This window comes from Pseudarthrobacter sp. NamE5 (assembly GCF_005796225.1).
Taxonomy (GTDB): domain Bacteria; phylum Actinomycetota; class Actinomycetes; order Actinomycetales; family Micrococcaceae; genus Arthrobacter.
This window is the reverse complement of the sequence record NZ_VAHO01000010.1, coordinates 60,009-80,711: the sequence shown is the minus strand read 5'-3', so window position 1 is coordinate 80,711 and position 20,703 is coordinate 60,009. Positions and strand designations below refer to the sequence as shown.

Sequence of the window (20,703 nt, the reverse complement as noted above, 5' to 3'; positions counted from 1 at the left end):
TGATGATGTGAGCCACGAAACACTGGACGCCGCAGCAGGGACGCTGCCGGCCGAAGCCATTGATGCCATCGAGCGGGCGGCTACTTCCGCCCACCGCCACGACGAGCTGTTCTCTGAACGCGCCGCAAACATCCGCCAGTCAGCGGTGCGGGATGTTTTTGACATCTCCATGCGCCCGGGGCTCGTCTCACTGGCGGGCGGGAGTCCCTACCTGCAGTCCCTCCCGCTGGACCGGCTTGCCGCCACCGCGGCCAGGATCATCGCGGAGGACGGGCTTACTGCGCTGCAGTACAGCAGCGGCCAAGGTTCGGAAGAGCTGCGGAACCAGACCTGTGAAGTGATGGCCGCGGAAGGCATCCATGATGCCCTGCCCCGGAACGTGGTGATCACCGCCGGTTCGCAGTCCGCCCAGGACGTGGCCACCAAGGTCTTCTGCAACCCTGGCGATGTGGTGCTGGTTGAAGACCCAACCTACGTGGGCGCGTTGAACACGTTCGAGGCGTACCAGGTCCAGGTGGTAAGTGTGGAAATGGACCAGTCGGGCCTGGTCCCCGAGCTCCTGGAGGCAAAGATCGCAGCCCTCCAGCTGGCCGGTAAAAGCATCAAGTTTCTCTACACCATTCCCAACTTCAACAACCCCTCAGGAATAACCCTCGCCAAAAACCGGCGCCAGCAGGTTGTAGACATATGCCGCAACGCTAATATCCTGGTGGTCGAAGACAACCCGTACGGGCTGCTCCGGTACAGCGGGGAGCCCCTTCCGCCGCTTCGGGCCGGCAACCCGGGCGACGTGATCTACATGGGCTCCTTTTCCAAGATCTTCGCGCCAGGGCTGCGCATCGGCTGGGCCCTGGTTCCCGAACACCTGCAGCGCCGGTATTACCTCGCAGCGGAATCGGTGACTCTGTGCCCGCCGGCGTTCAACCAGATGCTCATCTCTGCGTATCTGCGCGAGTACGACTGGAAGGGCCAGATCGAGACGTACCGCAGCCTGTACGCCGAGCGGTGTAGGGCCATGCTTGCAGCCCTGGCGGAACATATGCCGGCAGGGACCACCTGGACCAGCCCGGAAGGCGGCTTTTTCGTCTGGGTGACGCTCCCGGAAGGTGTGGACACGTATCCCCTACTGCATAAGGCGATCGAGGCGGGGGTGGTGTTTATTCCGGGAGCCGCCTTCACGCCGTCGGACGAGCCGTCCAACAAGCTGCGCCTTGCCTTCAGCGCGGTGCCGCCCGAGGCCATTGCCGAAGGGGTTCGCCGCCTTGCGCCGGTGCTTCAGGAAGCCATCGCCGCACTGTAGCGTAGGCCTGAACAGTGCCATAGGACCAAGCAAAGGGAGCAGGGATGAGCGGCACGGTACTTGTCGGCGTGGACGGCAGCGCCACGGCAAAGAAGGCAGCGGAAGCGGCACGGGATCTCGCAGCCGCCCTGGGCGTCTCCCTCCATGTGGTGTCGGCCTTCGACAGCGACCGCACGGAGGTCTTCGGCAGCGGCAGCGACCAGTGGATAGTGTCCGACGCCGATGCCGCCGAGCATGTTGCCCGTACGGTCGCGGATTCGCTGGGCAGGGACATCAAGATCACCTACTCCGCCGCCCGCGGCAGGCCGGCGGATGCGCTGATCAAGGAAGCGCTGCGGACGGAAGCCCGGATCATCGTGGTGGGAAACCGCAGGATGCACGGCATCGGCAGGGTGCTGGGCAGCGTCGCCAACAGTGTTGCCCACAATGCTCCCTGCGACGTTTACATCGCCAACACCTACGACGCCGACTAACAGTTACCGCGGACATTCCCCCTGGTGGCGCACGTCGCTGTGGGGGTGTCTGTTCTCACGGCCTTTCCAGGGCTTTCGCCCTGCGCACGAAGATAAGATTGAATACGGCCCCAACGGCGCGGACACTCAGCATCCACCACCATCAAGGGGCACCATTGATCACTCTCCAGCGCCGCCACCTTGCAGGCCACGACATCCTCCTGGCCCGCCACGGCAACCACATCTGCTCCATGCGGGTCGACCGGGACAATGACCAGGTAGTGGCCTGGCTGGACGATGGCAGCGTCGACAGCGCGCCCAACCTCATCGCACCCGGCATCAAGCTTCCCGAGACCGTGGGCAGCGTGCTGCGGGAGGACTGGAAGCTCCTGACCGCCTGGGCAGGTATGGCAACGGCGATGGGCGTGCTGATGGCGGGAGCCGCAGTGGTTTTGGGCGCTACCGCCGACCCGGCCACTTTGGAGATGCTGACAGCCAACCCGTACTCAGCGTATTAGATCGGGAATACGCAGCTTTACAGCGGTGCGGGTGCCTCCGGCCTAAACCACCATCCAGCCCTGCAGCACCCACCAGATTCCCGCCATGACAATGCCGCCGAAGAGCGAGCCGGCGATCACCTGGGCTACCGAATGCGCACGCAGCACTACGCGCGACCAGCAAACAGCCGGTATCAGGAGCAGCAACGGAGACCAGGCCGGCCCGAGCATGAGGACGGCGATAACCGTTGATGAGGACATCGCGGCAGCATGCCCGCTGATTTTCCAAAACGGGCTCACCCCCGCTACGACCACCACTCCCGCCACCACGGCAAGCACCATGGCCACCACACTCTCCGGCGCGCCCGCCGCCCCCAGCACCACGAGGCCGGCCAGGATGGAAGCAAGCGCCATCAGCAGCACGGGAGCGCGTTGTCGCTTGTCGCTGACATGGTGGTCCGTCACTTTTCCGAGCCGCACCAGCACGAGCAGCAGGAACAGCGGAAGCACGCACACGAACAGGGCCGCCAGCGCACCGTAGCCCACGGTCTCCGGGAAGCCCGGCTGCGTCAGGGGGCTGATGAGCAGCTGGATGCTTACCACCACAGGGGGCTGCAACACCTCACTCAGCCACCTGGCGGTCCTGTTCTTCACCCTGATGGTGCTGCTGTTGGTTCTCACGTCCAGTCTTCCCCTGAGCCCCCGCACTAGTCGAGGAGGAGCGCCGGCTCCTCAAGGATGGCTGCGACGTCGGCCATGAAGCGGGCGGACAGGTCACCGTCCACCACGCGGTGGTCGAAGGAGCCGCCGAGGGTGGTGATCCACCGCGGAATTACTTCCCCGTCCAGGACCCACGGCTTCTGCTTGATGGTGCCGAAGGCAACGATGGCAACCTCACCGGGATTGATGATGGGGGTGCCGGTATCAATGCCCAAGGCACCGATATTGGTGATGGTCAGCGTGCCGCCCTGCATCTCAGCGGGCTTGGTCTTGCCGGCGCGGGCGGTGACGGCCAGGTTGTTGAGGGCCTGGGCCAGCTCCTTCAGGGACAGGTCCTGGGCGTTTTTGATGTTGGGCACCATAAGGCCCCGCGGAGTGGCTGCGGCGATGCCCAGGTTCATGTAGTGCTTGACATGGATCTCAGCGCCGTCGGTTCCGTCCGCATTGTCCACCCAGGTGGCATTGACGCTGGGGTTCCGGGCAGCGGCCCAGATCACGGCCTTAGCCAGGATGAGCAGCGGCGACACCTTGATGCCTTCGAAGTCACGTGACGCCTTGAGCCGCTTGACGAACTCCATGGTGCGGCTGGCATCCACGTCCACGAAGATGCTCACGTGCGGTGCCGAGAACGCGGAATCCACCATGGCCTTGGCCGTGGCCTTGCGGACACCCTTGACGGGAATCCGCTCATTCCGCTGGTCCTGCGGCTTGCCCGCCTTGCCCCAGAATCCGTCCGCCTTGTCCAGTTCCGCGTCCCGCTGCGCCTGGTAGCTGACCAGGTCCTCCCGCGTCACCTCGCCGCGGAGTCCGGTGGCCACCACGTCTGCCAGGTCGATCCCCAGGTCCCGGGCAATCTTGCGGACCGGAGGCTTGGCCAGGACCCGATTGACCAGCCCTGTGATGGTGCCGCCGAGCGTGGGACGGTTATCCACCGGGGCTGCGCTTGCGGTTTCCGCGGGGGCCTGTGTGTCTCCTGCCGGCATCCCCGGCGCTGCAGACACTTCCGCTGGCGTCCGGGGCTGGACAGGCTCCACCTCCGGCGCGTTGACGGACAGGTCGCCCGCGGCGCCGCCGATAGTTGTTCCCCTCGAAATCCGCGGCCGCCGCTTAACGGCGTCTGCCTTGGGACCGGAGCCCACCAACGGACCGCCGGCCAGGGAACTTTCCGCGGCGGAGGCACCGTCTGTTGTGCCGCCGCCGGTCTCCGGAAGCTTTCCGTAAAGCGGCTGCACGGGAGTCTCAGGAGCGCGGGTGTCCGCAGGCGTGGGGTCGCCGGCGACGTTATCACTCACGCTGATGATGGCCGTGCCGACGTCGATGGTCACCCCTTCGGGAACGAGCAGCTCCGTGACAGTCCCGGCGAAGGGGGAAGGCAGCTCCACGAGCGATTTAGCCGTTTCGATCTCGCAAAGGACGTCATTGACGGCGACGGCGTCGCCCGGCTTTACCTTCCAGGAAACGATTTCCGCCTCGGTCAGGCCCTCGCCGACGTCCGGCAGGTTGAACTTGTTCAGAGTCATGGTGTCCTCGGTTGGGAAAGCCTCAGTAGGAAAGCGAGCGGTCCAGCGCCTCAAGGATGCGGTCAATATCCGGGAGGTAGTCTTCCTCCACCTTGGCCACGGGGTAGGGCATGTGGAATCCGCCCACGCGGATCACCGGCGCTTCGAGGGAATGGAAGGCGCGTTCGCTGATCCGTGCAGCGATCTCGCCGCCGATGCCGCCAAATGTCGGTGCCTCGTGGGCCACGATCAGCCGCCCCGTCTTCTGCACCGATGCTGTGACCGTGTCAAAGTCCAGCGGCGAGATGGACCGCAGGTCAATGACTTCCACGCTGTGCCCATCCTCTTCCGCGGCGTTGGCGGCCGCGAGGGCAACGGGAACCAGCGGACCGTACGCCAAAACGGTAGCGTCGGTTCCGCTGCGGAGCACATGGGCCTTGAAAGGGTCATCGGCAACGCCCGGTGCAGTGACATCCACTTCACCCTTAAGCCAGTAGCGGCGCTTGGGTTCGAAGATGATCACGGGGTCCAGGCAGTCCACGGCCTGCTGCACCATCCAGTAGGCGTCGTGGGCGTTGGACGGGGTGATGATACGGAGCCCGGCGGTATGTGCGAAGAGTGCTTCAGGAGATTCCGAGTGGTGCTCCACCGAGCCGATGCCGCCACCGTAGGGGATGCGGATGACCACCGGGACCGTCAGGTTGCCGTTGCTGCGGGCGTGCATTTTGGCCAGCTGCGTGGTGATCTGGTTGAAGCCGGGGAAGACAAACCCGTCGAACTGGATTTCGCAGACCGGCCGGTACCCACGCAGCGCCAGGCCAATGGCGGTGCCGATGATCCCCGATTCCGCCAGCGGCGTGTCCACCACCCTGTCCGGACCGAACTCGCCGATCAGTCCGTCCGTCACCCGGTACACGCCCCCCAGCGGGCCGATGTCCTCCCCCATCAGGAGGGATTTGGGATTGCCGCTGAGCGTGGCACGAAGGCCTTCATTAATGGCCTTCGCAATGGTCATCGTGGTCATCAGTGGCCCGCCTTTGCTGCCTGGCCGGCCGGCTCTTCGGCCCCGGCAAATCCTGCGGTGTACTCCTCAAACCATGCCAGTTCCTCCGCAACCAGCGGGTGCGCTTCGGCGTAGGTGTTGGCGAAGGCGGAGCGGATGTCCGGGGTTTCGAGGTCGTGCGTGGTGCGCCGGACGTAAGCGGCGAGTTCATCGCCGTCGGACTTCACCTTCGCGAAGAACGCGTCGTCCGCCAGGCCTTCGGAGCGCAGGTACTTCTCAAGGCGCAGCAGCGGGTCCTTGGCCCGCCAGGCGTCCTCTTCCGCTGACCGGCGGTACTTGGTGGGATCGTCTGCGGTGGTGTGCGCGCCAACGCGGTAGGTGAAGGCCTCGATCAGGACCGGGCCCTTGCCCTGGCGGGCGTGTTCCAGCGCCCATTCCGTAACGGCATGCACAGCAATGACATCGTTCCCGTCAACGCGGATGCCGGGGAAGCCGTACCCCTTGGCCCGATTGGACAGCGGTACACGGGTCTGGACGTTGGTGGGCACCGAAATGGCCCAGTGGTTGTTCTGGCAGAAGAACACCACCGGGGCGTTGTAGGACGAGGCGAACACCATGGACTCGTGGACGTCGCCCTCGGAGCTGGCGCCGTCACCGAAGTATGCGATGACGGCGGCTTCCTTGCCTGCGCTCTCCTTGCCTTGCCCTTGCCCGGGCTTTTCCGCGGCTGACAGCTTCTGGTCGCGCTGGATCCCCATGGCGTAACCCACCGCGTGGAGCGTTTGGGCAGCGAGGACCAGGGTGTAAAGGTGGAAGTTGGTTTCCTGGGGGTTCCAGCCCCCGTTCGACACTCCGCGGAACTGGCGGAGGAGTTCCGCGAGGTCCACGTTGCGGGTCAATGCGACACCGTGCTCGCGATAGGTGGGGAAGATGTAGTCCTGTGGCTGGCTTGCGCGGCCCGAGCCGATCTGCGCAGCTTCCTGGCCGGTCAGCGGCACCCAGAGCGCGAGCTGGCCCTGGCGCTGCAGGGCCGTGGCTTCGACATCGAACCGACGGATTGCCGCCATATCCGAATACAAGCCGCGGAGCGCTTCCGGCGTAAGTTTCTCAGCGTATTCGGTGAAAACGGGATCAAAACCGAGCTTTCCGTCCGGACCCAGGAGTTGGACCATCTCCGCCGGAGGCTGGCCCATGACCGCCTCGGCATCAGCCTCGCGCTGGTCGTCTTCCGCTGTTCCGTCGAACTCGGTGGAAGGCAGATGTGTACCCATACCGTCTCCTTGCTTGCCGCATGCGGATGCAGTGCAAATGTCGCTGGGATATATGCCTTAAGAGGAATGAATTCCCGGCGCGGCATATATATTGCTGTACTGATCCTAACTTTATCTTCAGTAGGTAGCGGGCGAGCTACTTGTTAACCGCTAGGAACGCCGCGGCGCCCTTGTATAGTCCACACACAGCTGGAGGAATCTGGTATTCGCCTGTTCCTCGCCAATGCTCACCCTGACGCCTTCGCCGGGGAACGCCCTGACCGACAGTCCCCTGGCCCCTGCCAGCGCTGCAAAATCGGCACTCTCGGCACCCAGGTCCAGCCACACGAAGTTTCCCTGGGCATCGGGAACGGCCCACCCAAGGCTGTGCAGCCCCGCCACAACGCGATCGCGCTCCTCCACCAGTCTTTGTACTCTTTCTACAACCTGGGGGTAGTTCTGCAGCGAAACGGTTGCGGCCTTTTCGGCGATCTGGGACACGGCAAACGGCGTTGCGGCAACCCGGAGATGTTGCGTGAGCCCAGGATTGGACACGCTGTAGCCCACCCGGAGACCGGCGAGGCCGTGTGCCTTGGAGAAGGTCCGGAGCACCACCACGTTGGGATACTTCCGGTACATGGCAATGCCGTCCACTGCGCCTTCCGCCCGCACGAACTCCTGGTAGGCCTCGTCGATCACCACCACCACATGCGGCGGCACGACCCTGATGAACTCCTCGGTTTCGGCTGTTCGGAGGACCGGGCCGGTGGGATTGTTGGGGGTGCAGAGGAGGATCATCCTGGTACGTGGAGTTACGGCGGCGGCCATCGCCGGGAGGTCATGCCGCCCATCGGCGGTGACGGGTATCCGCACGCTGTCGGCACCGGCGAGGCCAACGCTGATGGGGTAGGCCTCAAAGGAGCGCCAGGCGTAGATCACCTCGTCGGCCGTGCCGTCGTCGTTCCGCCCGGCGAAGGTTGCCAGGAGCTGGTTCAGCGCACCCAGACTGCCTGCCCCGGTGACGATGTCGTCCGCGGGAACACCCAGGAATCCTGACAGCTCGGCGCGGAGCCCGCTGCTGAGCGGGTCCGGATAGCGGTTGAAATCGGTCTGCTGGGCAATGGCCTCGACAACTGCCGGAAGCGGAGGCAGCGGGTTCTCATTGGAAGACAGCTTGTAACTGGTCAGGCCGGCAACGGCGGCGGGCGGCCTGCCGGCAGCATAGCGCGGTAAACGGGCCACCACAGGGCGGGGCTGGATACCCCCCGTCACGGTCTCAGATGAGGTCATGCAAACCAGCCTACTTCTCCCGCCGTGGGAGGGAAGAAGGGGCGTTCAGGGGGTGCTCCGCGGGGATTGGGGCTGCCGGCACGTCCTGTCCGGCACAAAAGTGGACAGGACGCGTCCGGCAGGCCGCCCCAACTTCAGCACAGGTCAGCGGGTGACTGTTCCTGCCGCCACGGCCGTCCCCGCCATCTCCTGGGTGCTGTCTGCCCTGGTACCCGCCAGCTGCGGAGCCCAGCCGTCCGTGCCACGCAGGTATTCCTCCAGCGTGAACTCCCCAGCGAGGGCGGGGTCGAGCTGCGGCCGGGTGGCGGTGATGCGGGATCCCGGACCGTTGTTGTTGAACTCATGGAAGCGCGCCTCCTGCCAGGAGAAGCCGCTCATGTCAGTCCAGGGAGCGCCGGAGATGTGGGCACCCAGCCAGGAGTCCCGGACCAGCACCTGGGCAATGGCGTCAACATCGCCGCTGGGGTGCCAGGGACGGCCCAGGTGCACGGAGCCGGCCGCGGCAGCCGAGACGAACCGGCAACGTGTGAACAGGTAGCCGTGTTTGATCTGGACGTTCAGGCTGCCGGCCGAGACGTAGCCGTTGTTCGTGGCCGAGCCGCGGTCCAGGGACCTGATCTCGCAGCCGGAAAAGACTGCCGTTCCCCGGCCGAAGATGAAATCCACATCCCCCTCCACGTAGCAGTCACGGAAGAAGAAGCGTGACTGCACCCCGCGGGCCGGGGAGTCGATCAGCAGGGTGTCCTGGTTGCCGAGGCAGCGGACGTTGCGCAGGACGGCGCGGTCCCCGGCGAGGAAGAGAGCCACCGCCTGCCGGTTCCTCATATCCTGGTTCGCAGCCTCGTCGAAGTCATTGCTGAAAGTGAGGTTGGAGGCCATGAAATCCGGCCCGTCAATCCTTACGCTGGCACTTCCGCCCGTGCCGAAGGTTCCGGTGCCGTCCGGCTTGGCTGTACCCGAGGCGTTGTTGTAGACCAGCACGACGTCCTCGGGTTTTTCACCCAGCCCGATAAAGGAGATTCTCGGCTTGTTTGCCGGCACCCTGATGGTTCCCCGGTAGGTTCCGGGGGCTATGCGTATCTGGGTGCGCCGGGTGCTCCCGGCCGGCACGGCATCCACTGCCGCCTGAACCGTAGCGAATGCCGAGCCTGACCCGACTTCCAGGACCAGGGGCTTGTCCACCGGCCGTTCGCTGGGCCAGTGAATCCCGTTGAGCGCGTCCAGCCCTGCATCTAGGAACTGGAAGTACCCCGGCGGCACTGTCTGGTGGGCCTGCAGTTCGCGGGCCACCAGCCGCGCGACTGCCAGGGCACCTTCGGCCTGGAAATGGGTGTTGTCGGCAACCCCTTCCGGGTACTGCGGATACTGGCCCGGCGCTGCGTAGAGAAAGTGGGATTTGGTTCCTTCCGCACCAAGCTGTTGCCAGAGGTCCTTCGACAATACGGTGAGATCCACCAGCGGTGTTCCCGTGGCTGCCGCCAGCTCACGGACCGCTTGCGGGTAAGCGCCGTGGGAATCCTGGGCAACACCCAGGGCGCTGAACCGGCGGCGCTCCACAGGCGTCACCAGCACGGGCCGCGCACCGCGCTCTGCAGCACCGCCGATGTACTTCTGCAGATACTCCTTGAAGGTGGTCTGCGGATCGGTGCCCCTTGCCGGATCCTGGACTTTCTCATCATTGTGCCCAAAGGAGATGAGCAGGTAATCGCCGGGCTGCAGCATGTCCAGCACCTCATCCAACAGGCCGGCGTCGGCAAAGCTCTTGGAAGAGGCGCCGGACCAGGCGTAGTCGAACACAGCGGCCTGTGGCCCCAGCAGCAGCGGCAGTGCCTGCCCCCAGCCGGCGCGGGGACGTTCCGAGTGCTGGTAGGCGGAGGATGTCGAATCGCCCACGACGAATATCACCGGCTTGGGACGGCCCGGGCGTGGGGCAACAACGGGACGGGCCGTCGCGTGCGAAGCAGCCGCTCCCGGGCCCGCGAGTCCAGCAGCGGCTGTGACTGCACCGGCGGCCACCGCCGCCAGGAGTGAACGGCGGCTGGGTGTGAAACGGCGCATCAGCGGTGTCCCCCAGCCGTAAAGATGGGTCCGACGGCGTCCGCCAGGAGGGCGGGAACGGCCTGGGCGGCGTTCACGTGGGTCCGCAGCGCGGGGGTCCAGGTGTTGTCCGGGGCCAATTGCCGGTCAGCGGGAGCAACTGCGTTGTACTCCGCCCTGAGATCCGTAATCTTGCCGTTGACCGCGTTCGCGGTGGTGGTGATGACCTTGCCCTTGAAATGGGCGATCAGCGATGACACCGGGATCTCGGCAGGGATCGTGAAGGCGTTTGCCTCCGCGTGCAGGTGTGATTCCACGCCGGCGCCGAAGGTGTAGCCGTAAGGCACCTCTGAGCCGGCAGCGGTCTTGAAGTGGTTGTTGTAGACGTCCACCTGGCCGTAGCGCACCCGGGGTGCCCGCTGCCCCACGTTCTCGAACACGTTGTGGTGGATGGTCACCCGCAGTTTGCCGACGTCACCCCGGTTGGTGGAATCGGTGGATCCGATCAGGAGCAGTTTGTCGTGCTCAGAGAAGCGGTTGTAGGACAAGGTGACCAGGTCGGAGCCGTTCGTGACGTCGACGGCGCCGTCATGGACCTGGTAGGGCCGGCCGAAGTAGCTGGGCTGTGCGCTGTCCAGGTTGGGGGCATCAGTGAAGTGTGAGTGGTCCACCCAGACGTTGGTGGAGCCGTTGATGATCTGCAGCAGATCGTACTCGCTGTTCCAGTTGCCGGTGGCGCCGTCCGTGGGGTCCCAGGACGGGAAGCAGTCGGCTGCGTCGCGCACGGTCAGGTTCCGGAAAATCACGTTCTGCGCCCGGTTGATCCGCAGGGCTGCTCCCGTAATGCTGCTGTCCGGGCCGGCCCCCACGATGGTGGTGTTGCTGGGGATGTCCCAGCGGATGGTGGAAGCCTGCTTTGCAGCCGCCAGCCGCCGGGCAGTTTCCTGGGGGCCCTCAGGCTCCTTGGCTGTCCCATAACGGGTGGGATCGAAATCGTGCAGGTACTGTGCCAGGGAATATCCGGTACCGCTGGCGTAGTCCTCACAGCTGAGGGGAGCGTCATCTGCGCCGACGTTGGCCTGGATGTCGCCGTGGATCCGGATGATTTTCGGCTCTGAGCCTGCGCTGGCAAAAGCTGCCAGCAGTTCGCTCCGGTTTGAAACGTCGTAAACACGATCATCAGTTGCGCCCGCTCCGCCGGTGGTTCCCGGCCCGGCGGCTGCCCAGCCGTCGTTGGCGGGCAGCACCTGGCGTTCGAGCGGCTGGCGGACCGTCTGGGCTGTCGGATCGGCCTGAGGTGGCGGTGACGCGAACGATGGGGCGGGTGCCGCGAGCAGCAGCGCAACCGCCGCTGCGATGGATACCGACGTTGATGGCTTTGGGTGACGCATGATCTCTCTTCCTCCATTGGAATGAACCACGCTTCGGTGCCGTCAGCACGACACATAAGAAAGCGATTTCTCTACTATGAGAAACCGCTTTCCGGCTGTCAAGGGTTTTGTTGATCTTTGACATTTCCACCGCGCTGGCTGTCACGCTGCCGTGACGGTGCCTTCATCAGCTGCTTAGCCCGGCACGGGCGCCGAAAAATCCTGCTGGCCAACTGTCCTGCCGCGCGGCCCAAATGGGTGTGCAAACATAGGCCCATGCGCTTATTCATTGGCCGGGTCCTCATCAATGGACTGGCCCTGTGGATTGCCAGCTGGATCCTGCCAGGCCTGGAGATCTCCACTGCGGCAACAACAGATGCGGTTGCACGGAGCGGTGTCTCGCAGGGAACAGATGTGGCAGGGAGCATTCTGGCCTATCTGTTCATCGGCCTGATCTTCGGGTTGGTCAATGCCTTTATCCGCCCCTTGGTCAGCCTCCTCTCACTGCCGATCACGATTCTCACACTGGGTCTCTTCACGATCGTCATCAGCGCCGCCATGCTGTACCTGACGGCGTGGATCAGCACGTTCACTCCGGTGCGCTTTTCCATCGATTCCTTCTTCTGGACGGCGGTACTCGGGGCCATCATCATCACCCTGATCTCGCTGGTGGCCGGCCGGCTCACCGGAGTCCGCCGGTAGCTGCGCTTCAAGGCCCAGCCGCCCGTCCTATCGGCGCTTCCCTAGCAGCACTTCCTTACCGGCACCCCAACCAAACCGCCCCTCGCCCGACGCCGGACTCCCTACCGCCCCGCATGTCCCCGCTCGAGCCTGCGGGGATCAGGTTGCGCGGGGACCGGGGCGGCAGGATGTGTCCGGGCCAGGGAAAACCTCGTAGCCGTCGCGGTGCCGCCTGCTCCCAACACGGCGGCCAGCGCCCCGGTGGAGGCAACCAGGGATGGATCATCGCTGGCTGACACCCGCCGTGCGGCGTCCTGGTAGTTGGCGAGCCCGTGGCCCATTCCAAGCCCTCCCTCCCCCTCCACGGTCTTCAGCGTGTTGGTGGTGGAGACTGTTATCCGGTCCCTGGTCTCGGGATTGGGCGCACCGTCACCGCCGGGCACCCAGTCCGCCCGATGCTCCAGGTGCAGCAGCTGGACTCCCGGGGCCGGGTCGACCCCGGCCACCGGCGAACCTGCCGTCAGAACGTACCGCAGGTCATACTCGGACAGCAGTCGCGGGTCCGCAGCCAGGTTCACAGCATGGATGCCGCCCTGGCTGTAACCCACTGCCACCACGGGGTCCCCCTGCTCCGCGCCGGCTTCCCGGAGTGCCTGCAGGACAGCCGGAGTCAATTCCCTTGACCCGTTGAACATTGCTTCCGCTATGCCGGCCTCGTCAAAGGGGTTCTCCCCGCCCGCACCGAGGAGGGCAGGCTGCGTACCCGGGATGACGACAACAAACGCGTTGTCCGCCCCGTTGTGTACCTCGATGACCTCGATGAAACCCGCACCGCGTGCATCTATCCGCCGGATGCGCTCCAACAGCCCGGCAGGGGAGGCATCCAGGTCAACACGTACCGTTTCCTCGCGGCGCAGTACGAGGGGACATGGCGCGGGCACTCCCGCCTTGTCCGGCCCTTTCGAACCCCAGCGCTCCTGCTGTGTCAACCGTTTGATATCCGACGCTTCCATGCCCAACCGGGCAACCAGAGTTTCCGCAAACTTCTCGTCCGGGCGGCCGGTGATCATCAAGTTGGACCAGGAGTTGCGGATATCCTCAAGACTGACCAGCCCCATGGACCTGGCGGCGCCGGCCAGAAATTCGGCCCTCTCATACTCCTGCCTGCAGGCCCGGACCCTGCCACTGATCCCCTCCAGCTCTGTCCGCACCGCCCTGAGGTTCCGCTCCGACTCGCCCACCGCGCCCAGAGCAACCGATCCGGTCCACCTGGGGAGGTCGTGGAAAGGAATCAGGTCCTCCCAGATCCGGCGGACCTCGACCTCAACAGTTGAGAGTTTTCCTGCCAGCTGGTCCAGCTTTTCTGCGCCGCCCGTCAGCTCTTCCAGCTGAAAGCTGATGCCGCCCACGCCACCCCGGACCATGAGCGGACCATCCTGTGCCGGGCCCGAGAGCCTCAGCGAACCTCCGCTGCCTGACGGCGTAACCTCGGCCATCAGGACATGCCATTGTAGGAGCACCCGGCCGCCAGGGTTTCCTGGCTGTGCCGTTCCACGGCAAGCCTTGCTGCGCCCAGCGATTCAAGGCAGCGCTGAAGGGCGGCAGCCTGCAGTGACACAGCGTCCCGATAGGCCCGCCCAGCCGGTGATTCCCACCGAAGCAGCTGTATCTCTGTGAAGCCTGCCAAGACCTCCTCTGCACTGGCCATGCAGCCGGCGACCCGAGCGGCCAGCCGGTCCACCTGGGCGGCGCGCAGCATGTCGCTGCGCAGATCCGGGCCTGCAAGCTCGACGCTCATGGCCGCTTCCACCCCGCCTTCACCGTTCCCACTGCACCCCTTCCCTTCCCTGCTGCCGCATACCCTTTCCACGACGGTACGGAGGGGCCTCCCTGGGCTGAAGGACCGCCGTCGGCTATGTGGACAAGTAACCTGAAGGGTTGCCGCTTAAGGGCGCGGTGGAGTTCGTGAAAGAATCAGCACATGCCTGAAACTGCCGCCACAGCTGACACCCGTACGCCCTCAGGACGTTTGGCCCTCGCCGCGTCCCCGGATAAAATCGCGCTGGGACCCCTGGACGGCCGTTACCAGTCCGCCGTGGCGCCCCTGGTGGATTACCTGTCCGAAGCTGCGCTCAACCGGGACCGGGTGGCAGTGGAAGTTGAATGGCTCATCCACCTGACCAGCAACAATGTGCTCCCGGGCGCCGGTAGGCTGACGCAGGAGCAGCAGGACCAGCTGCGCGCAGTCGTCACCGAATTCGACGCCGGTTCAGTGGCCGAGCTGGCCGACATCGAGGCCGTCACAGTCCACGACGTCAAAGCCGTTGAGTACTACATTGGCCGCCGCCTTCCTGCGATCGGCATCGAAAACCTCACCGCCATGGTGCACTTCGGCTGCACGTCCGAAGACATCAACAACCTGTCCTACGCGCTGGGCATCAAGGGTGCTGTGGAGGACGTGTGGCTGCCCGCAGCACGCAGCCTGGTGGCCCAAATCAGCACGATGGCCAGCGAAAACCGGGCAGTCCCCATGCTGTCCCGCACACACGGCCAGCCCGCCACACCCACCACGCTCGGCAAAGAGCTTGCGGTGATCGCGCACCGCCTGACCCGCCAGCTGGACCGGATCGATAAGACCGAGTACCTGGGCAAGATCAACGGAGCCACCGGCACCTATGCCGCACACGTTGCTTCCGTTCCCGGCGCCGACTGGCAGCAGGTGTCCAAGTCCTTCGTGGAAGGGCTGGGACTGACCTGGAACCCCCTGACCACCCAGATCGAGAGCCACGACTGGCAAGCGGAGCTGTACGCCGACGTCGCCCGGTTCAACCGCATCCTGCACAACGTCTGCACGGACATCTGGAGCTACATATCCATCGGCTACTTCGCGCAGATCCCTGTTGCCGGCGCCACCGGCTCCTCCACCATGCCGCACAAGGTCAACCCGATCCGCTTCGAGAACGCGGAGGCAAACCTGGAGATCTCCAACGGCTTGCTGGACACCCTGGGCGCCACCCTCGTCACCTCCCGTTGGCAGCGGGACCTCACGGACTCCTCCAGCCAGCGCAACATCGGGGTGGCCTTCGGCCACTCACTGCTGGCGATTTCCAACGTCTCCAAGGGCCTGGAGCGCCTTGACGTTGCGGAGGACGTCCTGGCCGGAGACCTGGACACCAACTGGGAGGTGCTGGGCGAAGCGATCCAGATGGTCATGCGCGCCGAGGCGATCGCCGGCGTCGAAGGCATGGAAAATCCCTACGAACGCCTCAAGGACCTCACCCGCGGCCAGCGCGTCGATGCGGCCCGCATGCAGGAGTTCGTGCAGAGCCTCGGCCTTTCGCCCGAGGCCGAGGCACGGCTGCTCGCGCTGACACCTGGCAAGTACACGGGCATCGCGGACCAGCTGGTGGACCACCTCAAGTAGTCCGCGCGGTACAGCAAGGAAATTACGACGGCGGCGCCGGGCCCGGGTGGGTCCGGCGCCTTCGTCTTTCCCGGGGCCACCCCCGGTCCATGGGGTGGGAAACTGGAAGCATGAAGTTGCTGCTCATCCGCCACGGACAGACCCCCGGTAACGTGCTCGGCCAGCTGGATACGGCGCATCCGGGGCCGGGGCTAACGGAGCTGGGTGAACGGCAGGCAGAGGCCATGGCCCGGTCGCTTGCCGAAGAGCCCATCGGTGCCCTGTATGCGTCCACGCTGATCAGGACTCAAATCACGGCGGCGCCGCTTGCCCGCGTGCACGGGCTGGAGGTGGAGGTGCTTGATGGCCTGCACGAGATCGAGGCCGGGGCGCTGGAAAAATTGATCGACCACGAAGCCCACAAGCGGTACATGGGAACGGTTTTTTCCTGGGCCGCCGGGGACCTTGACCAAAGAATGCCGGCAGGTCCGGACGGGCATACCTTTTTTGAACGCTTTGACGCTGCGATCCGCCGGGTTGTGGACCGTGCGCTTGACGGGCCACACGAGGCGGCCGCGGTGGTCAGCCACGGTGCGGCCATCCGTACCTGGGCCGGACGCCGCGCTGAGGACGCTGACCATGAATTCGCCGCGCGGCATGTGCTGGCGAACACCGGAATCGTGGCCTTGGAAGGCGATCCGGACAGCGGGTGGAAACTGATTCACTGGGATGGGAGCCCCGTGGGCGGGCTCGCTCTTGCCGATCCAACGGCGGAAGACCCTACCGGCAGGGACGTCAAAGGGGCTTAAATAAGCTGCCGGATCCTGCGCGCCGGAAAAACTGCCATCTTACGGCAGGGACTGAACGCCTCTTCTGCCGCTGCGGGGACAAGCTGCGCGGCCATGCCCGCGGCCTCCGCCGCCGTCGGGCGCGCTGCGCTGTCCATCGCCGTCAATGAGTGGAGGAAGGAACACCAGCCCGGCCCCAGGGAGTCCGGAACGTGCGGGCTCCGCAGGGTCCGGGCCACGAGTGACTCTATCGCCGTGCCGGGGAACGCCTTGGTTCCGGTGAGGAGTTCCAGGAGGACCAAACCCATGGCATACACGTCCCAGGACGGACGTGCAGGTCCCCCAGATGCCTGTTCCGGACTCATGTAGTGCACCGTCCCGGACGAGATTCCGGGCTCTGGAGCTGCACCGGCAGGGGCCACAATGCCGAAATCAATAATGCGCACAGGGCTCCGGCGCAGGCCGCTCAGCATCAGGTTGGCCGGCTTGATGTCGCGATGGACCAGCCCCTGCCTGTGAAGGTGGGCCAGCGCGTCAAAGAGCCCCTGGGCCCAGGCTGCCACAACGGCGGGCCGGTACGCGGTGGTGCGGACGGCCTCGGAGAGGGTTCCCCCAAGGGCCATCTCCTCCACCAGGAAGGGACGTCCTGCGAGCGCCGTACCGCCCGGCACAACCCCATGGCCGATGAACCTGACGATGGAAGGGTGCTGCAGGGCCGCCAGGACCGCGGCTTCCTTGCTGATCCGGCTAAAGTGCTTCGCGGAGTCACCCACAGCCACTTTGACCGCCACATCCGGTCCCCCATCGAGGTCCACGGCGCGGAAAACCTCGGCAAGTGAGCCGCGGCCCAGGCGGTCCCTAAGCTGGTACCGGCCGGCCACGACGGTCTTGGGCTGAGTGAGGTCGGCAGGCCCTTGCAGGGTCGCGGGGTTGGACGAGGTCATGCGGAGAGCGCCATGAAATGTCGGGCGCCCTGCTCAGCCGCTCCACCCTGCGGCCCGTGAGCGTAGGGGGACTGAATCCAGGCGTCGAGCTGGAAGCCGCATCCGCAGCGCCATACAGGCGGAAGCTGAACGGTGGTTTCCTCGGGCCCGAAGGTGTAATCGACGGCGGCAGGGCCAACAGCGGGAGTAACCAGTTCCATGGTTGTTCCGCAGTGGACAGCCGGGCTGCTAACGGTGCCGGTGGCGCGCCGGGGGCTGTTGAAAGTGGCACACTCCGGCGACCCGGAAGGAAAAAGCTCAGTGAAGGTCATCAACATGCTCACGACTCCGAAGGTCAGGAAATTACGGGATTAATCGTAAGCATACATATTGCTAGTGCGTCTAGCTAGTCCGGCTAGTTACTTTTTTCATGATGGCCATGCTGAAGCGCTTCCGTCATCCGCTCAAGGAACTCGATGACGACCCGGGCTTCATCCGCGGTGAGGGACTCGGCCACTGCCATCATCTGCCGATGCATGGAACCCAGCGTGACACGGACCTCCCGGTCGGACTCAACAGTGGGCACTACCACCACGGAGCGGCGGTCAGTTGGATGGGCCTCACGCCGGACGTGGCCGCTGGCCACCAGGCGGTCAATGAGCGAGGTTGTGGAAGCGCTTGTAATCCCCAAGAATTGGCTTATGTCCTTGGGTACCACCGCCTTGCCGGACGCCTCGACCCGCAAAAGATAGCGGAGGGCGAGGATATCCGTCTCACCCATGCCCATGGAGTCACGGGTGGAACGCCGCACCGCCGTTTCGGCAGTCCGGTAGTCGCGCAGGGATTTCAGTACCGCAGCACTGTAATCCAGTTGACCGTCCGGCCCGTACCAATAGCCGGAGCCTTCATTACCCGTAGAACCCATGGGATCATCCTAGACCAGCTAATAACTAGACAGCCAAGTGAGTTGGCAAAAGCCACTCCTTGAGGTTATCGAGGTCCTAACCGGCTGGAAACACCGGCGTAACCGCTTCCTCCTAGCCTAAGTCTGCATAACCCTTCGGCGAATCGAGGCAGAATGCAGACCAACCCGCGGCTGAACATCCGGCAAGTGCCCTGGTCCCACCCTGTTGGCGCGGATCTGCGCCGGGCCCAACAGGCCGAACTTGACGCCCGTTTCGGAACGCCGAACCACGAACCCGGCCCGCCGCCGTCGGGCGCTGACTGCGCGGTGTTCCTCGTGGCCTATGACAAGGGATCGGGCCAGCCCGTGGGATGCGGCGGCCTGCGGATGATTGACGCCACCACCGCTGAAATCAAGCGGCTGTACGTCCTTCCGTACACCCGCGGTTCAGGCGTGGCGAGTTCGATCCTGGCCGCCCTGGAGGCCGAAGCCTTCAAGCAGGGCATCACGCGGATCAAGGCGGAGGCAGGATCGGCCCAGCCGGACGGACGGAACTTTTACCAGAACTCCGGCTTTGAGGCGGTACCGAACTTCGGGCCCTACATCGGGGTTAGGAACTCCTACTGCTACGCCAAAAGCATCAATGCCCGCAGCGCCGCCCACACCGCCATGGCGTAGGTGCCCCCGTCACAGTGGAAACCCGGGGACGTACCTCTCGGTGTCCAAGTCCTCTGAGTTGCAGAAGCAGGACATTACCAACCCCGTGGCCAACATCTACCGCCGCCGTTCCCCCGCCTGCCGGCGCTTCCGCATCGGGCGAGGACAGCAAGCTGCCATCTGCCCCGGTTCGCTGACTGCGGCACTGCTCAGGCAGCAGTACCGCTCCCGACGGCGGCGGGCGTGTTCCGCCGTCGGGTCAGGTTGAGCAGGCGGTCACGGAGGGGCTGGGCGTGCTCTGTCATGGAGACTTGCAGCATGGCCGAGGACGCCAAACTCAGGGCCCGCGTCCGCCAGCGCCGCTGCCGGTCATAGGCCCATAGGGCCTGGTCTTCGGGCAGCATGTTAAGGAGGTCGGCCAGCGTCACTGCGTCCACCAACGACTCACAGGCGCCACGGCCCAAGCTTGGCAACATGGCGTGGGCGGCATCGCCGACGAGCACAACGCGGCCGCGGACATAGGAGCCGAGCCGCGGAACCGTCCACAGCCGCTGGACCAGGCACTCCCCGGGAGTGGCTGCGGCCAGAGCCCGACGGACGGCGGGCGCATAGCCTCCGTAGCGCTCCCGGGCCTGTTCCAGGACCGACGCTTCATCAATGCCGTAGGGCCCAAGCCCGGACCGGTAGCTGGCGTACCAGAACGACCCGCCCCGGGCAGCCGCCATGCCGAACAGGTCGCCGCGCCCCCAGTACTCTCCCACTTCGTCCTGGCTGACAGGGAAGGGAAGAATCCCGCGGATGGCAAGGTATGGGGTTAGGCGGGCAGCTGTGGCGGCGCCCCAGGCCTCACGGCGGACAACGCTGTGGACGCCATCAGCGCCAACCACCAATCCCCCGCCGGAGGGCAGTTCGCGTGCGCGGACCGTAACCCGCCGGACGCTCTGTGGCACAGCGGCGTCCAGCAGGCGCATCAAGTCAACCCGGGAGATGCCGAACATCTCGCCGGCGTGGACGCTTATCCAGGGATCACCCTTGGCGTTGCGGACCGCTCCGGTGCCGAGCACCGGGCTGACAGCACGCGCCTCATCGAGGATGCCGATCCGCTCCAGCGCCCGTTGAGCGTGCGGCCACATTCCCAGCGCATTTCCGACGGCGGGCAGTTCAGGCCGCTTCTCGATGACGGTCACCTCGAAGCGGTTCGGATCCAGGCAGGCGGCCAGGGCAAGTCCTGCAATTCCCCCACCGACGATTGAAATCTTCGTCATGGGATCGATTTTACTACTTTTGTAGTGGAATGGAATGAGAGTGCAGGAGAACTGGTCACTAGACTGGCTGCATGCCCGACCGCCGAGCCCAACTGCTGGATGCCGCCCTGGGCCTGGTGGCAGGCAAGGGGATGAAGGGCCTGACCCACCGGGCGGTCGACGCCGCGGCCGGCTTCGCCGAGGGGACGACGTCGAACTACTACCGGAACCGCACCGCCCTCGTGGATGCGGTGCTGGACCGCCTGCTGGAACTGGACGCCGAACTCCTCCGGAACACCGCTCCTGCCGGCCCGCCGGCAGACATCGCGGAGCTGTCAGGTCAGCTGGCCGCGATGGTACTCGTTCTGGCCGGGAAGCACGCAGGCATCACCCGGGCCCGGATGGCGCTTTCGCTGGACCGGCCGGAGGCTGTGACTGCCGGCCATCACCTGCTGGTGGGCGGCCTGGAGCATACCCTGGCCGCCATGGGCATGCCGGACGCAGCTGCACGGGCACGGGACGTTGCGGACTACGGCGACGGCCTGATGCTCCACCTGCTCACCGTAAGGCGGGACGAGCAGCCTGACACAGCAGCCATCGCCGCGGCAGTCCGGCGGCTGCTGGGCCCTGATCCTGCCTCCTGACCACCCGCCGTCAGTTCAGCTCGCCCAGCTGGCGTGCGCGG

The 20,703-nt window shown here is 65.2% G+C and carries 21 protein-coding genes; 8 read left to right on the top strand and 13 right to left on the bottom strand.

What is annotated here, in order from left to right:
* The first annotated feature begins 7 nt into the window (after positions 1-7).
* The 3 genes from FDW84_RS13060 (at position 8) to FDW84_RS13050 (ending at position 2,270) form a co-directional block, all read left to right on the top strand.
* A complete protein-coding gene (locus FDW84_RS13060) occupies positions 8-1,300 on the top strand; it encodes an aminotransferase-like domain-containing protein (protein WP_138609966.1) in 1,293 nt (430 codons plus the stop codon).
* Between the two features lie 44 nt (positions 1,301-1,344).
* A complete protein-coding gene (locus FDW84_RS13055) occupies positions 1,345-1,773 on the top strand; it encodes a universal stress protein (RefSeq protein WP_138609965.1) in 429 nt (142 codons plus the stop codon).
* 155 nt (positions 1,774-1,928) lie between these two features.
* Complete coding sequence (locus tag FDW84_RS13050) at positions 1,929-2,270, top strand: hypothetical protein (protein ID WP_138609964.1); 342 nt, start codon at positions 1,929-1,931, stop codon at positions 2,268-2,270.
* A 42-nt stretch (positions 2,271-2,312) separates the two neighbouring features.
* Here the strand turns inward: FDW84_RS13050 and FDW84_RS13045 are convergent, their stop codons facing one another.
* The 7 genes from FDW84_RS13045 to FDW84_RS13015 form a co-directional block, all read right to left on the bottom strand.
* Complete coding sequence (locus tag FDW84_RS13045) at positions 2,313-2,930, bottom strand: phosphatase PAP2 family protein (RefSeq protein ID WP_138609963.1); 618 nt, start codon at positions 2,928-2,930, stop codon at positions 2,313-2,315.
* A 26-nt stretch (positions 2,931-2,956) separates the two neighbouring features.
* Positions 2,957-4,489: a dihydrolipoamide acetyltransferase family protein gene (locus FDW84_RS13040; protein WP_138609962.1), complete on the bottom strand. Its 1,533-nt coding sequence runs from the start codon at positions 4,487-4,489 to the stop codon at positions 2,957-2,959.
* A 22-nt stretch (positions 4,490-4,511) separates the two neighbouring features.
* Positions 4,512-5,492, bottom strand: a complete 981-nt coding sequence (locus FDW84_RS13035) for an alpha-ketoacid dehydrogenase subunit beta (protein WP_138609961.1) — start codon at positions 5,490-5,492, stop codon at positions 4,512-4,514.
* Entirely contained in the window at positions 5,492-6,742 is a 1,251-nt protein-coding gene (gene pdhA / locus FDW84_RS13030) for a pyruvate dehydrogenase (acetyl-transferring) E1 component subunit alpha (protein ID WP_138609960.1), read from the bottom strand. Before pdhA ends, FDW84_RS13035 begins: the two co-directional genes overlap by 1 nt.
* A gap of 150 nt (positions 6,743-6,892) precedes the next feature.
* Positions 6,893-8,011, bottom strand: coding sequence for a histidinol-phosphate transaminase (locus tag FDW84_RS13025; RefSeq protein ID WP_138609959.1), 1,119 nt, complete (start codon positions 8,009-8,011; stop codon positions 6,893-6,895).
* 144 nt (positions 8,012-8,155) lie between these two features.
* A complete protein-coding gene (locus FDW84_RS13020) occupies positions 8,156-10,069 on the bottom strand; it encodes a pectinesterase family protein (protein ID WP_138609958.1) in 1,914 nt (637 codons plus the stop codon).
* Positions 10,069-11,439 carry a pectate lyase family protein gene (locus tag FDW84_RS13015; RefSeq protein ID WP_138609957.1) on the bottom strand — a complete coding sequence of 457 codons (1,371 nt, stop codon included), beginning with the start codon at positions 11,437-11,439 and terminating at the stop codon, positions 10,069-10,071. The genes FDW84_RS13020 and FDW84_RS13015 overlap by 1 nt, the downstream gene beginning before the upstream one ends.
* A gap of 255 nt (positions 11,440-11,694) precedes the next feature.
* Between FDW84_RS13015 and FDW84_RS13010 the strand changes: the two genes are divergently transcribed.
* On the top strand, positions 11,695-12,120 hold the full coding sequence (locus FDW84_RS13010) for a phage holin family protein (protein ID WP_138609956.1): 426 nt from the start codon (positions 11,695-11,697) through the stop codon (positions 12,118-12,120).
* A gap of 101 nt (positions 12,121-12,221) precedes the next feature.
* Here FDW84_RS13010 and FDW84_RS13005 read toward each other — a convergent pair whose 3' ends face one another.
* Together FDW84_RS13005 and FDW84_RS13000 are read right to left on the bottom strand one after the other, a co-directional pair.
* Positions 12,222-13,595 carry an alpha/beta hydrolase gene (locus FDW84_RS13005; protein ID WP_138609955.1) on the bottom strand — a complete coding sequence of 458 codons (1,374 nt, stop codon included), beginning with the start codon at positions 13,593-13,595 and terminating at the stop codon, positions 12,222-12,224.
* On the bottom strand, positions 13,595-13,897 hold the full coding sequence (locus FDW84_RS13000; protein WP_138609954.1) for a hypothetical protein: 303 nt from the start codon (positions 13,895-13,897) through the stop codon (positions 13,595-13,597). Before FDW84_RS13000 ends, FDW84_RS13005 begins: the two co-directional genes overlap by 1 nt.
* A gap of 183 nt (positions 13,898-14,080) precedes the next feature.
* Between FDW84_RS13000 and purB the strand changes: the two genes are divergently transcribed.
* Both purB and FDW84_RS12990 read left to right on the top strand, forming a co-directional pair.
* A complete protein-coding gene (purB, locus tag FDW84_RS12995; protein WP_138609953.1) occupies positions 14,081-15,523 on the top strand; it encodes an adenylosuccinate lyase in 1,443 nt (480 codons plus the stop codon).
* A 110-nt stretch (positions 15,524-15,633) separates the two neighbouring features.
* On the top strand, positions 15,634-16,311 hold the full coding sequence (locus tag FDW84_RS12990) for a histidine phosphatase family protein (RefSeq protein WP_138609952.1): 678 nt from the start codon (positions 15,634-15,636) through the stop codon (positions 16,309-16,311).
* On the opposite strand, the gene FDW84_RS12985 is transcribed toward FDW84_RS12990, so the two are convergent.
* The 3 genes from FDW84_RS12985 to FDW84_RS12975 all read right to left on the bottom strand — a co-directional run bounded on the left by FDW84_RS12985 (position 16,308) and on the right by FDW84_RS12975 (position 18,138).
* Positions 16,308-17,234 (bottom strand): serine/threonine-protein kinase, encoded by a 927-nt coding sequence (locus FDW84_RS12985; protein WP_138609951.1) that lies wholly within the window; start codon positions 17,232-17,234, stop codon positions 16,308-16,310. The two genes, FDW84_RS12990 and FDW84_RS12985, sit on opposite strands and share 4 nt — an antisense overlap.
* Positions 17,231-17,434 carry a hypothetical protein gene (locus FDW84_RS12980; RefSeq protein ID WP_138609950.1) on the bottom strand — a complete coding sequence of 68 codons (204 nt, stop codon included), beginning with the start codon at positions 17,432-17,434 and terminating at the stop codon, positions 17,231-17,233. Before FDW84_RS12980 ends, FDW84_RS12985 begins: the two co-directional genes overlap by 4 nt.
* A 194-nt stretch (positions 17,435-17,628) precedes the next feature.
* On the bottom strand, positions 17,629-18,138 hold the full coding sequence (locus tag FDW84_RS12975; protein ID WP_138609949.1) for a MarR family winged helix-turn-helix transcriptional regulator: 510 nt from the start codon (positions 18,136-18,138) through the stop codon (positions 17,629-17,631).
* 153 nt (positions 18,139-18,291) lie between these two features.
* On the opposite strand from FDW84_RS12975, the gene FDW84_RS12970 reads away from it, so the two are divergent.
* Positions 18,292-18,795: a GNAT family N-acetyltransferase gene (locus FDW84_RS12970; protein ID WP_138609948.1), complete on the top strand. Its 504-nt coding sequence runs from the start codon at positions 18,292-18,294 to the stop codon at positions 18,793-18,795.
* A gap of 188 nt (positions 18,796-18,983) precedes the next feature.
* Here FDW84_RS12970 and FDW84_RS12965 read toward each other — a convergent pair whose 3' ends face one another.
* Positions 18,984-20,039 carry an FAD-dependent monooxygenase gene (locus FDW84_RS12965; RefSeq protein WP_138609947.1) on the bottom strand — a complete coding sequence of 352 codons (1,056 nt, stop codon included), beginning with the start codon at positions 20,037-20,039 and terminating at the stop codon, positions 18,984-18,986.
* A gap of 71 nt (positions 20,040-20,110) precedes the next feature.
* Here FDW84_RS12965 and FDW84_RS12960 point away from each other — a divergent pair, with 71 nt between their 5' ends.
* Entirely contained in the window at positions 20,111-20,662 is a 552-nt protein-coding gene (locus FDW84_RS12960) for a TetR/AcrR family transcriptional regulator (RefSeq protein WP_138609946.1), read from the top strand.
* Positions 20,663-20,703 lie beyond the last annotated feature (41 nt).

What these genes read in the sequence shown, in the direction of transcription:
- FDW84_RS13055 (WP_138609965.1), top strand. Translation starts at nt 1,345, where the DNA reads ATGAGCGGCACGGTACTTGTCGGCGTGGACGGCAGCGCCACGGCAAAG.
- FDW84_RS13040 (WP_138609962.1), bottom strand. Translation starts at nt 4,489, where the DNA reads ATGACTCTGAACAAGTTCAACCTGCCGGACGTCGGCGAGGGCCTGACC.
- FDW84_RS13035 (WP_138609961.1), bottom strand. Translation starts at nt 5,492, where the DNA reads ATGACCACGATGACCATTGCGAAGGCCATTAATGAAGGCCTTCGTGCC.
- pdhA (WP_138609960.1), bottom strand. Translation starts at nt 6,742, where the DNA reads ATGGGTACACATCTGCCTTCCACCGAGTTCGACGGAACAGCGGAAGAC.
- FDW84_RS13025 (WP_138609959.1), bottom strand. Translation starts at nt 8,011, where the DNA reads ATGACCTCATCTGAGACCGTGACGGGGGGTATCCAGCCCCGCCCTGTG.
- FDW84_RS13020 (WP_138609958.1), bottom strand. Translation starts at nt 10,069, where the DNA reads ATGCGCCGTTTCACACCCAGCCGCCGTTCACTCCTGGCGGCGGTGGCC.
- FDW84_RS13015 (WP_138609957.1), bottom strand. Translation starts at nt 11,439, where the DNA reads ATGCGTCACCCAAAGCCATCAACGTCGGTATCCATCGCAGCGGCGGTT.
- FDW84_RS13010 (WP_138609956.1), top strand. Translation starts at nt 11,695, where the DNA reads ATGCGCTTATTCATTGGCCGGGTCCTCATCAATGGACTGGCCCTGTGG.
- FDW84_RS13005 (WP_138609955.1), bottom strand. Translation starts at nt 13,595, where the DNA reads ATGGCCGAGGTTACGCCGTCAGGCAGCGGAGGTTCGCTGAGGCTCTCG.
- FDW84_RS13000 (WP_138609954.1), bottom strand. Translation starts at nt 13,897, where the DNA reads ATGAGCGTCGAGCTTGCAGGCCCGGATCTGCGCAGCGACATGCTGCGC.
- purB (WP_138609953.1), top strand. Translation starts at nt 14,081, where the DNA reads ATGCCTGAAACTGCCGCCACAGCTGACACCCGTACGCCCTCAGGACGT.
- FDW84_RS12990 (WP_138609952.1), top strand. Translation starts at nt 15,634, where the DNA reads ATGAAGTTGCTGCTCATCCGCCACGGACAGACCCCCGGTAACGTGCTC.
- FDW84_RS12985 (WP_138609951.1), bottom strand. Translation starts at nt 17,234, where the DNA reads ATGACCTCGTCCAACCCCGCGACCCTGCAAGGGCCTGCCGACCTCACT.
- FDW84_RS12980 (WP_138609950.1), bottom strand. Translation starts at nt 17,434, where the DNA reads ATGGAACTGGTTACTCCCGCTGTTGGCCCTGCCGCCGTCGATTACACC.
- FDW84_RS12975 (WP_138609949.1), bottom strand. Translation starts at nt 18,138, where the DNA reads ATGGGTTCTACGGGTAATGAAGGCTCCGGCTATTGGTACGGGCCGGAC.
- FDW84_RS12970 (WP_138609948.1), top strand. Translation starts at nt 18,292, where the DNA reads ATGCAGACCAACCCGCGGCTGAACATCCGGCAAGTGCCCTGGTCCCAC.
- FDW84_RS12965 (WP_138609947.1), bottom strand. Translation starts at nt 20,039, where the DNA reads ATGACGAAGATTTCAATCGTCGGTGGGGGAATTGCAGGACTTGCCCTG.
- FDW84_RS12960 (WP_138609946.1), top strand. Translation starts at nt 20,111, where the DNA reads ATGCCCGACCGCCGAGCCCAACTGCTGGATGCCGCCCTGGGCCTGGTG.